At 52.5% G+C, this 16,401-nt stretch carries 10 protein-coding genes; 2 read left to right on the top strand and 8 right to left on the bottom strand.

Annotated features, from left to right (window positions below):
* Window positions 1–391 precede the first annotated feature (391 nt).
* Complete coding sequence (locus tag AC6I7T_RS25920) at window positions 392–766, bottom strand: VOC family protein (RefSeq protein WP_497790677.1); 375 nt, start codon at window positions 764–766, stop codon at window positions 392–394.
* A gap of 89 nt (window positions 767–855) precedes the next feature.
* On the bottom strand, window positions 856–3,711 hold the full coding sequence (locus AC6I7T_RS25915) for a glycosyl hydrolase (protein ID WP_497790675.1): 2,856 nt from the start codon (window positions 3,709–3,711) through the stop codon (window positions 856–858).
* A 628-nt stretch (window positions 3,712–4,339) separates the two neighbouring features.
* On the opposite strand from AC6I7T_RS25915, the gene AC6I7T_RS25910 reads away from it, so the two are divergent.
* The gene (locus AC6I7T_RS25910) at window positions 4,340–6,826 is read left to right on the top strand and encodes an ABC transporter permease (RefSeq protein ID WP_497790674.1); all 2,487 of its coding nucleotides are present in this window, start codon (window positions 4,340–4,342) and stop codon (window positions 6,824–6,826) included.
* Between the two features lie 474 nt (window positions 6,827–7,300).
* On the opposite strand, the gene AC6I7T_RS25905 is transcribed toward AC6I7T_RS25910, so the two are convergent.
* From AC6I7T_RS25905 to AC6I7T_RS25895, 3 genes are all read right to left on the bottom strand, one after another.
* Window positions 7,301–9,094, bottom strand: coding sequence for an L-lactate permease (locus AC6I7T_RS25905; RefSeq protein WP_497790672.1), 1,794 nt, complete (start codon window positions 9,092–9,094; stop codon window positions 7,301–7,303).
* Between the two features lie 340 nt (window positions 9,095–9,434).
* Entirely contained in the window at window positions 9,435–12,158 is a 2,724-nt protein-coding gene (locus AC6I7T_RS25900; RefSeq protein ID WP_497790670.1) for an ABC transporter permease, read from the bottom strand.
* Entirely contained in the window at window positions 12,158–12,511 is a 354-nt protein-coding gene (locus tag AC6I7T_RS25895; RefSeq protein ID WP_497790669.1) for a PadR family transcriptional regulator, read from the bottom strand. The genes AC6I7T_RS25900 and AC6I7T_RS25895 overlap by 1 nt, the downstream gene beginning before the upstream one ends.
* Window positions 12,512–13,036: 525 nt before the next feature.
* Here AC6I7T_RS25895 and AC6I7T_RS25890 point away from each other — a divergent pair.
* On the top strand, window positions 13,037–13,807 hold the full coding sequence (locus AC6I7T_RS25890; RefSeq protein WP_497790668.1) for a PEGA domain-containing protein: 771 nt from the start codon (window positions 13,037–13,039) through the stop codon (window positions 13,805–13,807).
* A gap of 200 nt (window positions 13,808–14,007) precedes the next feature.
* On the opposite strand, the gene AC6I7T_RS25885 is transcribed toward AC6I7T_RS25890, so the two are convergent.
* From AC6I7T_RS25885 to AC6I7T_RS25875, 3 genes are all read right to left on the bottom strand, one after another.
* Complete coding sequence (locus AC6I7T_RS25885; protein WP_497790666.1) at window positions 14,008–15,369, bottom strand: MFS transporter; 1,362 nt, start codon at window positions 15,367–15,369, stop codon at window positions 14,008–14,010.
* Window positions 15,370–15,620: 251 nt separating this feature from the next.
* Window positions 15,621–16,019, bottom strand: coding sequence for a hypothetical protein (locus AC6I7T_RS25880; protein ID WP_497790665.1), 399 nt, complete (start codon window positions 16,017–16,019; stop codon window positions 15,621–15,623).
* Window positions 16,016–16,393 carry a VOC family protein gene (locus AC6I7T_RS25875; protein ID WP_497790663.1) on the bottom strand — a complete coding sequence of 126 codons (378 nt, stop codon included), beginning with the start codon at window positions 16,391–16,393 and terminating at the stop codon, window positions 16,016–16,018. Before AC6I7T_RS25875 ends, AC6I7T_RS25880 begins: the two co-directional genes overlap by 4 nt.
* Between the last annotated feature and the right edge of the window lie 8 nt (window positions 16,394–16,401).

Raw genomic sequence — 16,401 nt, 5'->3', positions numbered from 1 at the left:
TGTGAGCGATACGCTGCCCACTGCGGAAACAGCAATTAGGCCGCCATTAGTTACAGAAGATATTAAAAGATTCTTTATCCAACAGCCATATGCGCTTCAGATACAGGCTCCGTGACGGATAGACATAGAAATACAGTCTCCCGTGCGGCAATTTGCGCAGTTATTTCTCGTACTTTTGCTGATACCTTTCTTCGTGCTTCTCTCTTATCCGGTTGTGGCGTGGACGAACCTACAAAAGCAATTGATGCTTATGTGTCCGATTCCGGACATGTCAGCTCTAATAACAGCCCTGTCTAAATACAAAAGCTTCCATATCGGTAACCGAGCTACTTTTCAAAGTGTCGCTCAATTACCGATGGAAGCCTACGTTAATCCTACACTCGCCACCCGGTTACGACTGCTCGGAATCTTCCTTCGGCTGCCAAAGCTCGACCCGGTTTCCCTCCGGATCGGTAAACCAGCCGAAGCGTCCATACTCGGAGTCTTCACGCTTCGAATCAACCGAAACGCCTGCAGTCACAAGCCCGTCCAATACAGAATCCAAATCGTCCACTTGAAAATTGAGCATGGCGGGTTGTGTCACCGGGTAATAGCTGGACTCAGGGGAGAAGAAAGAGACAACGACATATGCGCGTTGAATCTCCTTGGGGAAAATAAAGCAACCTGCGGAACTGCTTACACCTAAATGCTTTTCGTACCAGGAATAAAGAGCCTTAGGATCCTTGGCGCGAAGGAATACGCCACCCAGACCTGTAACCTTCCCCATATGACCTCCATAGGATAAAGTTCAACAGCATTCGAATGATTACATCATGGCCGAAAAGCCCAGAAAACTCCATCCGCTGGAGTGTTAATTCACACTCCGAACACCTTCACGGCATTCACCAAACCAGTCGGGCCGAATGGCGCAGAATCTCGGGTCCACTCCTTCACCGCAGGACTATCCTTCAGAGTTCTTGCGTAGGCTCCGAGAGTTGTAACGACAAAGATTTGAAGCTCATTGTCGCCTTTTTGAATGGCATCCGTTATGTCATAAACGTGGTCGCCATACCACCGTGTGCCTAGAAGCTTTCCATTCATGCGTAGTTCCGAGACGTCGTTGATGTGCCCGAGATCTAAATAAGCCCTTCCCTTCGCCTTGCCCAGCTTGCAATGCTTGCTATAAACGATGGTTCCGGAGAAATCCTTAGTATCGGGTCTCGATTTCAGATCGACCAGCTTTTCAAGCGTAAGCTTCTGCTCATTACCGCTCACAGGGTGTAAAGCCACCTCCCAAGGTCCCTCCAACTCCATCGCGGAAAGATCTTCCAAGCTTATGGGATGATAGGTCTCCGCAGCTGCAGGCCTATCTGTGCCGCCATCCTCGAAGACGATGACCCTTGACTGCGACGGACCTAACGAAATATGCAGCCGTCCCGCTTCATCGCGAGGATAGAGATAGCGCTTGCCTGTCTCAGCATCCCATAGCCAGGGGAGCTTTGCTCCTTCGGAATAACTGGCTGTAAACGCATGCGCCTTCTGAGCGCTGTAATTGGTGAAATAGAAGATATCTTTGGCGCCCGATTTATAGTGCAACTGGCTTACATGAATGACGGGATCGCTGATCCCCACGTAAGGGGTGAGCGAGAACTGCTGCTGCACCTTGCGATACCAGCTCAATACATCGCTGGTCGGCGCATCGACAACTCCCACCGCTCCCGTATGCCTTAGGGCGGCCTGCATATCGTCAGCGATTGCTTTGCTCTTTGCGCTATAACTCGTCATACCTGAAGACTGGTGTGGAGTCTTGCCGACGAAAATTACCTTGCCTCCGTTCTCTGCAAACTCGCGAATCGCCTTAGCCGTAGCGGGCTCCAGAGTTTCGGCCTCGATCAGAATCAGAGCCTTATATTTGCGAGGTCCATAGGCGAGTCCATCTTTGCCCTTCGTAGCCTGCTGCAAGATGCTCTCCGACACATAGTCACAGCCGTTACCGCATTGATGGATCGCCTCCCATACCTGATGGACATAAGAAGGATAGGAGACATTCGGGAAGGGATCTCTCTGATACCCATACTTCGAAGCGAGATCAGCCAACGGATGCAGTACCGCAATATCCGCCTGCATCACGGAGTTCTGGAACAACGAGGACATCCTGGACTTATAGTCTGCCCACATTCTGAAATATGGCCACCAGGTATTGCGTTCGTTAAAGAAGGAACCATAGCGGACCCATCCCGGAAAAGGCGCCTGCTTCGGACTGTAATTGAAGCCATGCAGAATAGAATGTGTCACTCCGGATAAGTTGCTCTGATCGCCTGTAAGTTTGACGCGCTCCAGAGTGATATCGAAGATCAGCTCGGTATTCGTCATCTCTTCACAGCTGATCAACTGCTTTCCGGCCAGATGCGCAGCAGAAGAAACGAACTTATTGACCATCGTGTAGTTTCTGCCCTTCAGTCCTTCAAGACTGCTGCTGAATTCGTCTACCTCAGGGCCCCAGATCCAGGTCTCGCACTCGGGGATATCCAGCATCATGCTGTCTTCAATCGGATAGCAATCCATTCCATAGGCCTGCATCCTGGACTTTACGCCCACCTTCCGGCACCAGCTGGTAAATGTCCCCATGAAGCGCTCCTTGAAGAGCGCCAGCCTGGTTTCTTCAAAATCGTAATGAACGCGATTCAGAACTTCCTGCACAGCGGTTGAGAATCTTGTTCCATAACTCTCATTCACCCGATTCCCCATGCTTCCGACTTTGAAGAGGATGTAGGGGAAATAAGGCTCCAGGTCATACCCCCGATGCTGCCGGAACTGTTCGAACATATCGCTGCACCAGTTCGCGCCCTCGAGTTCAATGCTGTCGGTAAAGAAGGCTCTAAAATACTGTCCCAGAGAGCCAAGCTCTGCCGTCAGAAGTTCGGCGAAGTGATCTAGATAGTGCTCAACCGCCGTTCTGTCGTAGTGATTGATGACAGGACCATTCGCCCCTAAGGCACCCTGAATCACAGATTGAAAGCCATTTACCTTCACCAGGTAATACAGGACATGGTCGCCCGCAGGCACATCGACCACAATGGCGTCCTTTTGCAACTGCTCATTCAGGCTTGTACCAGGAGTAAAGCTATCCACCACGGCGGGGGCAAGACGAAGGAGGAAGAGCTCTCGCTTGCTGCCAGGACGGTTGCTGGGAGGCGTTACACTATCCAACAATTCCTGCCGCGAGATGCTATGACGCCGACCACCCTGCAGGTTCCTTGTCCCCAGAAGAATGATTTGTGATTGCTGCTCGGAGGGAACGAACTCGCCGCCAAAAGGCCAGCCCGAGCCGACGATCATGTCGCAGATCATCCCTCTTTCTTTTGCTCCCTTCACTGTCGAGGCAACGACCTTCAACCACTCCTTACTGCCCCAGGACAACTCCGGAATGCCTATCGAATCGGCATTCTGATTCCACTTGATGGGATTGATCTCGACACCACCAATGCCGTTTGCCTTCATCAGGTCCAATTCGCGTAGAGCTTCTTGCGGTATCACCCGGTCCCCGTTCCACCACCACCGGACAAAGGGACGATGCTTGTTCTCCGGATTCACGAATTGGCTAAAGATCGGATCTTCCCGACTCAACGCGTCTTGGATGTTCAATAAGCCGGAAGAGGCCCGAGAGCATTTAGAAAACGGCAAAGAAGCGGTAACGACGGATGCCAGGCGCAGAAATTGTCTTCTTTCCATATTGAACAGGACCTCATACCGACACAGTTTTCGAATTTATCCAGGCGAACGAGAGCCTTTCCAGCAAAGATGTAGACCGAGTCACAGAAGCATACGCAGCTTTCCGCCAAAGAAAGCTGCTCTTCGCCATCGTTGGCAAGTCTATACCTATGCGGGAAATGCTCTAAACTATATGCCTCTCATCGAAAGGCAGGTTTCGCCGCAGAAAGAACCAAAGTAAATACGATCCTCCGGCAGTGACGCCCTTAGTATGAGCTTGCTCCCGTCCTTGCGCAGAGGATCGCGTATTCCGGATCGACCTCAATCCAGCCCCACAATGATAACGTTGTCATAGCCATCCTGCAATCGATATTAGTTTGTCTCCCCATCCGCCCATTGACGACATTCCTGAGGGCGGGGACGGCATAGAAAGCACTGATGGAGGCTCAGGCCCGAATCCTTCCAGCATTCCTCACTCCATCTGCTCCCAACTCTCGCAACTGTTCATTTCCGGACAAAGGCACCCGAAAGCGGACAGGCAGCGGCTTTCGCAACATCAAACTGCGCGGGAATTCCCTGCAAAACAATAGACTGCCAATGGCTACACGATTGCAATAATTACTAGGTTCCGTTTGACGAGGGGAACGCCGTGCAAGATTTCATAAATACTGTGCATCGCTTCGGGAGAACGCTCTGGCAAGATATCTGTTTCGGGGTGAGAGGATTTCTAGCCAATCCCAAATTCACGCTTACAGCCGTACTCACCTTGGCCTTGGGCATTGCTGTCATTTCGACGGTTTTCAGCTGGATCAGCAGTGTGCTTCTCCATCCCCTCCCCGGTGTAGGCGATCCGCAACAACTAGCTCTCATTGAAACCGTAACTCCCAGCGGTGAATTTCTGGTCAACAGCTCCTATCTCGATTACCGCGACTATCGCGACAATCTAAAGCTTTCCTCGGTAGCCGTAGCTCGCTTTACCCCCTTGAGCATAGGAGACGATGGAAGAACGGAGCGGGCCTGGGCGGAATTGGTCTCAGCCAATTACTTCGACATGCTGAAAGTAAGGCCCATTCTGGGACGTACCTTTCTTCCCGAAGAAGGCGGCGACCATCCTGGAGCCTATCCGGTAGCCGTCATCAGTTACAAAATGTGGCAGCACCGGTACAACGGAGATCCTAATGTACTGGGCAAAACTATCCGTCTGAATCGGCATAATCTGACCATCGTCGGCGTAGCACCACAAGACTTTCACGGCAGCATGGTCGGCGTAGTTTATGACGTGTGGATGCCGGTCACGATGGCAACCGATATGGGCACCGGAGACGGAACCCTCCACTACCGTGCTACCCGCGATCTGACTTCGACTCTGATCCGTTTGAAGCCGGGTGTCTCCATGGAACAGGCACGCATCGAGATTGGAGCCTTAGCGAAACAACTGGCCGCGAAATATCCGGAAACCAATCGCGGAATCGACGCAACCGTCACACCGGTCTGGGCCGGACATCTTGGAGCGCAAGGACTGTTACTGAAGCCGCTCCGTATCCTAATGGCCGTCTGCGCCCTGCTTTTATTGATTGTCTGCGCGAATGTTTCCAACCTTCTGCTTGCCCGCTCGGTCTCCCGTCAGAAAGAGTTCAGTATCCGGATGGCGATGGGCGCATATCGCGGGCGCCTTATCCGGCAGCTGCTCACAGAAACATTGCTTCTCTGCGCCGCAGGAGGAATACTCGGCCTGATCTTTGTCCAATGGATGGGGAGAGCGTTGCTCTCTCTGCTACCACCAATCGATATACCTCTCGATTTCGGCGGAAATCTGAATATCCCCACCATCGCTTTCACGATGCTCATCGTGATGACGGCGACGCTCGTCTCCGGGCTTGCGCCCGCCTTCTTTTCTTCGCGTGGCAACTTGAACGAGACACTGAAAGAGGGTGGCCGTAGCGGCAGTGTAGGCGCACACTCTCATCGTCTACGCGGACTGCTCGTTGGTGTCGAAGTTGCGTTGGCCATGGTGGCACTCGTAGGGGCAGGACTCTTCTTCCGCAGCTTCCGAAACGCCAGTCAGATTGAGCCTGGCTTCGACATGCACAACGTCTCGGTATCGAATTTCTATCTCTCGAATGCAGGTTATTCCGCACAAGAGCAACGGCTCTTCTGCTACAAGCTTCGCAACCGGGTGGAATCTCTGCCTGGGGTTGTCGGGGTCACCTATTCCGATGTAGTTCCAATGACAGCCGCTGTCGGTTCAAGCCCATGGCATCGTCTGGATATCGACGGCTATATTCCCGCACCCAACGAACAGATGCTCGTTCATCGCGCTACTATCCCTCCCGGATATTTCCAACTGATGGGCATTCGCTTGCGCGAGGGCCGCGACTTCACAGACCTGGACGATAAGAAGGCACCGCTGGTCATCATCGTCAATGAAACCTTTGCGCGACGCTTCTTTCAGGGGAATGACCCTATCGGACATACTCTTCGAGTTGAACACGCCAAGGCCACGATTATCGGAGTCGTTAAGGACAGCAAATACCACACGCCAATGGAAGCGGCGACACCGTACTTCTACATTCCCTTCCAGCAATGGTTCGCTCCTGGATTGAACTTCTCGGTTTTCGTCAAAACTCAAGGCGATCCGATGTTAATGATTCCGGACCTTCAGCGCGAGGCGCTATCCCTTAATCAGGACGCCATCTTCAACAGCAGAAGACTCGAAGATGCTACCAACGGTTCGCTCTACCCGCAGAGAGTTGCAGCTAGCCTGCTCAGTGTCGTGGGACTGATGTGCCTGCTGCTGGCAGCCAGCGGTCTCTACAGTGTGATGAGTTATGCCGTAAACCAGAGAACGCAGGAGATGGGCATCCGCATGGCCCTGGGAGCACGTCCAGCGGATGTCTTGCAGATGGTTCTCAGAGAAGCACTGCGGCTTACTATGCTGGGAATCTTAGTAGGAATTGCAGCGGCGTTCGTTGCTTCACGCTTTGTTGGCGGAATGCTGGTAGGCGTCAAGACCTCTGACCCGATCACTTTTGCCGGAGCAGCACTCTTTCTGACTATCGTTGTTCTGCTCGCCAGCTACTTCCCTGGGCGCCGTGCTACCCGCATCGATCCCGTCGATGCACTGCGGCATGAATAGGCGGAGCTCAGTTTGCTGACAAGGATAGGAGTTGGACAAAAGAAATATTGTGTCAGGATCGGACTTTAGTCCGGTCGACGTCACGCAAATAGCGTCCCGGTAGGGATGCCAAGAGACTAGCCCCGGGCGTAGCGAAGCGAAACCCGGGGTACCCCATTCTAAATAGACCTCCGCCCCGTATGGGGCGGAACGAATCTCACTTCTCTGGATTGAGCAAGCATTCGTCCCGCCACCTCCGGGGCGGGCAATATTTATTTTGTACGTTACCCCGGGTTTCGCTTCGCTTCACCCGGGGCTATTTTCGGCGGCTCCCTCCGGGAGAGAAACCAACTCACCGAGCCCGATTGACTCATCGCTCTAACATAAGCCAATGGCTCATCTCTTATTCCGCACTGCCTCCCGCTGCATTTGTCATCCCCAATGTCCATCCGCACCTAAAAGATGTCAGGCCTGGAAGCTGAACTTCGTTACATTTCACTTGGCAACCAGATGCGCAAAGGGAAAGACATAGGCCATGCAGAAGACCACAAGTCCTGCAAGACAGGCCAGCACCAAACTATGCACAAAAACGAAGCGCAGAATATCGCCTTCGTGTCCATACCATTGCGTGGCAGTACTGGCCACCACAATGCTTTGAGCATCGATCATCTTCCCCATCACGCCACCTGCGCTGTTGGCCGAGGCCATCAACTGCGGAGCGATGTGAATCTGCTGAGCGGTAATCTGCTGCAAGCTGCCGAAAAGAACATTCGAGGAAGTATCCGATCCGGTAAGCGCCACACCTAACCAGCCAAGCATGGTACCAAAGAAGGGATAGAGCACCCCTGTCCGCGCAAAGGCCAGCCCCATGGTGGCGTCCACTCCCGAATAACGAGTAAGGAAGCCCAAGGCCAGCATGCAGGAGATAGTCAGCAACGAATAGCGCACCCGCACTATCGTCTTCCAAAAGACCTTCGCAATCGTGCCCGGTCCACAGCCCATCAAGAAGCCCGAGAGAGTTGCCGCAACCAGAATGCCCGTGCCTGTCGCTGACAGCCAATTGAAGACAAAGACCGCCGGTTCATTAGTCGGTTTCAATACCACCGGAGGCATTCTCTGCACCATATTGTGCAGTGCAGAAATCGGGAACTTAAAGAGTGACAGATGATCGAGCCAAGCCTTAAAGCTGGGCGAGCCCCACAGGAAAACCGCGACACTAAGAATCACCCACGGCAACCAGGCCGAAACTGTCTCTTTAGCAGAATGAGTTGCCGTAACCGCAGCTGTCTGCTGCTCTTCTTCCTTCAGCGTCCATAGCTGCTTCGGTTTCCAAATCTTGAGGAAGCTAATTAGCACCACCATCGAAAGCACGGAAGCCACGATATCCACTAACCATGGTCCGTGAAAGAGTGCCATCAACAATTGCGTAGACGCAAAAGTTACTCCTGCTACAAGGATAGGAGGCCAAACCTGGAGCATGCCGCGAAAACCGGCAAATGCCCATATCAGCCAGAACGGTATCAGGATGCAGAAGGGCGTAAGTATCCATGCGATATTCGCGCTCAAGATGTGAATATCGATGCCCGTCACGCCGAATAGTGCCAGGATAGGAATCCCTAGTCCGCCAAAGGCTACCGGTGCAGTATTCGCAATCAGCGCAAGCCCGGAGGCCTGCAATGGACGAAAGCCCAATCCAATCAGGATGGCAGCGGTAACTGCCACAGGAGTTCCAAAACCGGAAGCCCCCTCAAAGAAAGCTCCGAAACAAAAGGCGATCAGCAGCAGTTGCAAACGACGATCCTGCGTAATGCCCATCATGCTGTCCTGCAGAACCTTGAACTTGCCCGTCTCGTTCGTGAGCTGATACATGAAGATGACGCTGAGGATGATCCACCCAATGGGGAAAAGACCGTAACCTGCACCGTATACAGCAGTTATAAGCCCCAACTTAAGCGGCATATGAAAGACGCCGACAGCGATGGTGAGGGCTGTTGCCAAGCCCAGCATTGCGCAGTAGTGAGCTTTGATTTCGAAGATCGCAAGTCCGCCCAGCAGCACCACAATGGGAAGAGCAGCGCAGAGTGTGGAGAGCCACCAATGTCCGGTTGGATCATATCCCTGCTGCCAGGGCGTAAGCGTATGAGTCGTGCTCAAAAGAAAAATTCCGCCCACTACCGCAAGCACAACACCAATTGGAAGCAAGCCGGAAATAATCATAGAACCAGGAGATCGACGGTTTCCCGAAGAGGAAACCAAAGTCGGGCGAGCAGAAGGAAACGAGGTAGCCATTAAGCCTCAACGACATAGGTATTTCTCGGAATCAATGCCTTCCGTGCTTAGAGCATTTTCGCTTTCGCCGTAGACCAGAAATAAATGACCGCGTTGCCGTTCCGCTAAAGAACGGCAACACTTCACTAAATTCCGCTGGACCATACTAAAAGCGAAAATGCTTTAGATCTCTGGATGATTTGCCGAGCGTGTCCCTGATTCTGTGTTGCCGATATATCACTGTATGTGATGCGTCTCACAGATTAAACTGGACCGTCCCGAAACTGCATTCTCGCCGAATTGCCCTGCGATAGCTATCTTCTGAAGGATATCGAGAGCAGGCGGAAGTTTTGAGCCTCACCTACTCGGCTCGCAAAGAACGGATAGGGTCGATGCAGGCTGCGCGATAGGCGGGAAAGATACTCGCGACGACCGCTCCCAAGATAAGCGTCCCGACGGACACACTCAGTGCAACCGGATCCAGAACATTAACCTGATACAGTCTGGCCGAGATGAGCTTCGCAACAATCAACGAAACAGGAATGCCTAGCACTAAACCAATGACAACATGAACGAAGGCTCCACGAAAGACGAGCCGCACGATGTTGAAACGATTGGCTCCAATGGCCATTCGTATACCGATCTCTCCGGTTCTACGGTTCACGGTATAGGCCGTCACGCCATACAAACCGATCAAGGCCAGGACGAGCGCGAGAATGCCGAAAAGACTGCTAAGCTGTGCAACGGTCCGCTGCTGATCCAGCTGTCTATCGACCAGTTGCTGCATAGGCTTAACTTCTATGATGGCAAAGTTAGGATCTACAAGCCGAAAGGCCTCGCGAAACCTCGGCTCCATCGCTCCCAGATCTCCAGTAAAGAAGATTTGTATCGCAGTGATGAAATGATCCCATTTATCGTCAGCCTGAAGTATTTCTTCGGAATAAAGAATATGCTGCGCGAGAGAGCCAAAGACCATGGGCGCCGGAGCCTGATGGAGATGGCCCAACTTAGCATCTCGTACTACGCCCACAATCTCTAGCGAATGCGCTGGCAGGCGGAGTCCGAAGTGCTTGCCAAGAACGGGCTGATTCGGGAAATATCTCTTGGTGAAAGCTTCGTTCACAACTACGACACCTCGCGTGTTGTCCTGATCGGAATCGAGAATTCCCCGGCCTTGAAGAATTGGCATTCCAAGAGTCTCGAAATATTTAGGACTTACACGATTCCAGGTGATGTTGCGGGAACCATCGGAGCGCAAAGCACCCTCGCCAGGCAGCACGATTGTCTCATTCCATCCGCCCCAACTGGGAGGAGCTACAGCGAAACCAACGCTATGAACTCCGGGGATCTGCGAAAGTCTCATATCGAGATCCCGATAGAGGCGGGTCAACTGCTCAAGCGTGTAATTGGCCAGAGGAGGCTCGATCAGAATATTTGCACGCTTCTCCGTTGCAAATCCAAGATTCTGATTCTGGAGATTGAGGATGCTGTGCGTCAGCATTCCCGCTATAGAAATCAATACGACGGAGAGCGATGCCTGCGCCACGATTAACATCTTCTGCGGAAGAGCCGTACTCTTGTGCGTTGCGCGGTTAGAGCCACGGAGAGATTCAATCGGTTCGATACGCGAAGAGAGCCAGGCGGGAACGATTCCGAAGATCAATCCGGTAAGCAACGAAAGCATCAGGCAGAACCCCAGCACAGGCAGCGATGGATGTACCGAAATCGGTACATCCGCTACAGGGAATACCAGGGAGATCACAAGCCTCGCCCCGAGCCATGCAATGCAGACACCGGCAACACCACCGAGCAGCGCAAGCACCGAACTCTCCGTTAGTGCCTGCCAAAGAATGCGCTTACGCGAAGCTCCGAGTGAAAGCTGTAAGGCAATCTGTGCGCGGCGAGCAACGCCTCTCGCCAGAAGCAGATTTGCAGTATTGGCGCAGGCAATTAGAAGGACGGCGAAACACAATTCGAAGAGTAAACGCAGGCTATCGGAATAGGACTCCCTCATTGTTCCGATGCCTGCCCCTCCAGGTGCAAGCAAGATCCGCTGCCGTGCTAACTCCTGAAGAGATCGAGGACGGCTCTGTTCCGGCAGCGCCGCATCGGAGATAAGCCAATGCTGAAGAACCGCCGAAAGTTCATCCGAAACTCCGTCGATGCTTGCCCCAGGCTTAAGATGGCCAATCAATCGAAGCCACGATTGCGAAGGAATCAAGTTAAATGAGGCCTTGCCATCGATCAGATACTCGCTCTGCAATGGGACCCATATTTCAATCGGAGTGCTGGTCAGCGTCTCACCGAAGAACCCCGGCGGCGCAATGCCGATGATTGTGAAGGGATACGTCTCGATGTTGAAGGTGGAACCAATCACCGCGGGATTGGAGTTGTAGTGCTCCTTCCAGGCACGATAACTAAGTACGGCAACAGGTGCTGCGTTTTGCTGATCGTCGGTGCGCGTAATGAGGCGCCCGGCATAGGGCTGAATTCCAAAGGTTTCAAAGTAGTTTCCACTGACGTATTCGCCAAGAAGCGCACGCGCCTGTGCCGTCGAAGTGCTTTCCCTGACACTTAGAATTCCGCCTCCCGATTGAAAGGCAGCGACGTTATCGAACTGTGGAGCAGATTTCTCAACTTGCTTGTAGAGAGAATAGGAGAAACTTTGCCAGTTCCCTTGCAAAACATTCGAAGAACAGCAGGTCTTGTCTGTACCGATCAGGTATAGCCTCGATGGATCGGCAACCGGAAGTGATTTCAACATCACGGCATGCACGAGCGAGAAGATTGCCGTAGTTGCACCAATGCCCAGCCCCAGCGTGAGCATTACAGTCAACGTAAAGACGGGAGCCAGGCGAAGCTGGCGCAGTGAATAGCGGATATCCTGCCAGGCATTCTGCAGCCACAGACAATTCCAGACGGCATACGTTTCTTCGCGAACGGCGGCAATATTGCCAAACTTCCTTAGAGCCTCTGTTCTAGCCTGCTCCGGCGTCATACCTCGATCGAGATTCTCTTGCACCTCTAGCTCGATGTGCTCATGAATCTCCTGCTCCAACTGCTCGAGGTATTCGCGCCGTTTCATTAGTTTTCTTCTTTCTGAGGCCGAAGAATCTGGGCAATCGCTCGGGCCAGCTTGTCCCATTTCCCAGTCTCAACAACCAACTGCTTGCGCCCCTTCGGCGTGAGCCGATAGAACTTGGCGCGGCGATTGTTTTCCGAAATTCCATCCTCGACGGAGATCCAGTCGCGCTGGATGAGGCGATGAAGAGCTGGATACAACGATCCTTGCTCGACAAGAAGAACATCGTCGGAATTGCGCTCAATTGCCTTCACAATCGCGTGTCCATGCGCAGGACCAAGGACAAGGGTTCTGAGAATCAGCAGGTCCAGGGTCCCCTGCAACAGTTCGATGCGATCGCTTTCTCGGGTAGACATTCTAGGTGAATAATAGTCCACAATCTGTGAATGTCAAGAAAGGAGTTACATAAAAGAAGGAGATTCAACTTGGAAGGAATTCGTTCTCGCTGGTGATGCATGACGGAGAAGTTCGCAGGGGACGTTGGTCGCTGGTTTCAACAACAATTTGAGCGGAGAGGCAAAAGAGAATGCTGGAATGAGGCAGAAAGACAACAGGCCTTCGGAATCTCAGAGTCACGAAAGCGGATATGGTGGTAACGATCTCCAGAGGAATTTCCCATACAAACGTATACTGATATCCCATCTTCGCTCGACGCGAGTCAGGTGAGATGCCCATAATTTTCGATATCGATAACCGAGCTAAATTTTTAAATTTCATTCGGTTACTATCCTACCTATAAGTTAGAGCTGCGATAACCAAACAGTAACACTGCTTCGCGAATCAATAATCAAATTCCCACAGAGCGGAGATGTTCGATATCCGCACAAATGCAGGACATGCTAGACTTCGAATGATTTCAAGTTAGCTTTTTGAGGCACGCTATGAAAACATCTGTTCCATTTTCTGCTCCTTTTGCAATGTTAAGTTGTGGTTTGTTGCTCCTCTCCTCCCCCGGCGTTACATGGGCACAGACAGGAGCGGCCTCACAAGATAAACCAAGAGTCTATGTAACCGACAGTACTTCCTGGGAGGTGCACTCCTCTGCGGGAGGATCAGATTCAGCCTTTGGAGCGAGCGGTAGTGGCGGAGCACGTCCACAGACTGCCGAGATCATCAAGACCTTCGGAGAACGCTGTCCTCAGGTCACGATTAATAATCGTCGCGATGTCAGTGACTATATTGTTCAGCTGGACCATGAGGGCGGAAAGAGTGCTCTGTCCCACAAGAACAAGGTCGCGGTATTTGTACGCTCAACCGGAGATTCCATTTTCAGCAAATCGACCTTTTCGCTTGGAGGCTCTGTTCAGGAAGCATGCGTTTCCATCACAAGACATTGGATAGATCATTCTTCCGAGCTCAGGAGCTCGGCTCCGGCAGAAGCTGCAATGAAGGAAGCGGGACCGACGGCCGCCGCAATTTCAACACAGACAGCTCCGGCAAAGTTGAATATCTCTTCCAATCCGGCAGGAGCAGACATCGACATCAACGGAAGCTTTGTGGGCAATACTCCTTCCTCGGTAGAGATGGCTCCAGGCGAGGAAACCATCACCATTTCAAAGAAGGGCTATCAACCCTGGGTTCGCAAGATCAAGGTCACAGGCGGCACTATCAATGTGAACGTCGATCTGGAGAAATTGCCAAACGCACAATAGAGCGGAAGCAAGTAATGAAGATCAAAGAAAGGGCACAGCTTCGGCTGTGCCCTTCTGTTTCTCGTCGTCTTTAACGGAAAATACCTTAGAGCAAAACCAGCGTTACTATGTCCCATCCCAATTTGGCGATGTGCAGGTTTTCTCGACGGAAAACCTGCGTAGGGAGTTGTGCTTCGGGATACACCTACGCTGGTTTTGCTCTAGCTTCCAGATCCTTCCTCATCCACCAGCATCTCTCCTGGTATCGAGCTGGAGATGCTGATCGGCTCAGGGGCCGCGAGATCTTCATCCTTTGTTTCTCGAATTGAAAGCAAACCGAGCAAGGTTAAAAAGGCCGCAGCCGTGAGATAAAGGCCGACATACTGAAGTCCATAGGTCTTCGCCAGCCAGGTAGCGATATACGGGGCCAACGATGCTCCAAGAATTCCAGCAAAGTTAAAAGCCAATGAGCTGCCCGTATAGCGGACCGAAGTCGGGAAAAGCTCCGAGATAACGGTGCCAAGAGGTCCGTAGGTAAGCCCCATCAAGGCCAGACCGATAGCCATCATGATCATCGCTCCGGTTGTACCCGCAGCAAAAAGCGGAGCGAGAATCAGCCCGAAGGCACCAATCATCACCGTTATCCAAAGCATCACACGACGGCGTCCACGTTCGGCCAGTACTGCAGAGATAGGTATCATCAGAGCAAAAAACGAGATATCCAATAACTGCATACGAAGGAACTGTCCGCGCCCGTAACCGAGGGCATTCGTTCCCCACGAAAGAGCGAAGACTGTCATCAGATAGAACAGAACAAAAGTTGCGAGGCATGAGGCTGTACCGGCAATCAGTTCTCTGGTGTACTTACGCACGACTACCAGCATCGGCAAACGAACCTGTTCCCCCCGGCTGTGGGACTTTTGAAAAACAGGTGTTTCTGTAATCGTCAGTCGCACATACAATCCGAGGAATACCAGGATGGCACTGGAGAGAAAAGGTAAACGCCAACCATAAGCAAAGAACTGCTTATCGGTAAGCCAGCGGGAGAGCAGCAGGAAAACGCCTCCGGAGAGGAAGAAGCCTACCGGAGCTCCCAACTGCGGAAACATTCCATACCAGGCTCGCTTTCGTGGAGGCGCATTTTCAATAGCCAGCAGCACGGCGCCGCCCCACTCTCCGCCCAGGCCAATTCCCTGCCCGAAGCGGCAGAGGGCCAGGAGCAAGGGAGCTGCAAAACCTATCGTCTGATAAGTGGGTAGAGCTCCAATGACAAAGGTGGAAAGCCCCATCGTCGAAAGAGCAATCACAAGAGTAGTTTTGCGTCCGACCCGGTCGCCGAAATGACCGAAGAGCGCCGAACCAATCGGCCTTGCAAGAAAAGCGATACCGAAGGTCGCTAACGATGCCAGGGTGGCCGAAGCGGGATCGGATGCTGGGAAAAACAGCTTGGGGAAGACGAGCACGGCCGCCGTTGCATAGATATAGAAATCGAAGAATTCAATGGTCGTGCCAATCAGACTCGCGAACAGGACTTGACGGGGAGAATTGACCGGTTTAAGGGTCAAATTTTGGGTTCTGCTCATCGGACCTCCAGTATCAGCGGACCACATACTGAAAAATCTGTCCAGATGAGACTTCAAGAGTACCGCCGGACTCCAGGCCGGCTGTCCCGGGGGACTCCAGGCCCCCGCGCTGCGATGCTTGCAACGTCAACAGGCGATGCAAAGAAAAACTCGCTCTGTTGTTCCTCTTATAGAGGAAGAGCCACTACGCTATACTTCCCGGAACGAGGGCGAGACGCCCTCGGTACAGCAGGCCTGGAGTCCGGCGGTACTCACCTGCGCACATCTTTTTCAGGACGGATGCGCAAGGCTGCCCACACCTCGTCAATTGCAACAATCGAAACGGCTCTCCACCCGGTTCCTTTCAACGCCTCGCAAATGATGTCGCGATTCAAATCGCTTTCCACTCCGGAGGTCTTCTTTGGGTAAGTAATCCATACCAGCGCACCGGATATCGCCCGATCCAGCAAGGGCAAAATAGTACGCTTGATATCGGCCTGCCGCGTAATGAAGGCTTGAAGGAATGAATTCTCAGCTTTCATCTCCGTCGAGACCCTTGCACCCTCCGGCAGCGGCGATAGTAATTTCTGATAGCCAGCAGGAGCCCCCAGGATGAGAGCATGCATGGCAGGCTTAATCCCCAGCTTCTTGGCAATAGGACTGATGTTCATCGCCGCCTTCCCTTACTTGAAAGAACAAACTGATTGCCATCAGGATCTTGGAAGATTGCCACAGATCCCCAGGTCTCGTTTCTCGGTTCCTGCGTAAAGACAACTCCTCTCGACTTCAGCTGATTGGCCGTCGCAAAGACATCGTCACACCAGAAGGAAATGGACTGGAACTCTCCGATGCGCCGTTCATGCCCCTCCGGGGTAAAGAGGGCTAAACCAGATTCTGCTCCGGGAATGAGCAATTCAATCCATCTCTGTGTCTCCGTAAGTGGCTGATCCGTAGCAACTCTAAAGCCCATAGCTTCGGTATAAAACCTCAAAGAGATATCTTGGTCGCGAACGGGAATACCGACGAACTTGATTCCTCTCACCATCTTTGCCT

This window comes from Humiphilus diazotrophicus (assembly GCF_059726315.1).
Note: the sequence above shows the minus strand (reverse complement) of the source record. Positions and strands in the feature narration are given on the sequence as shown.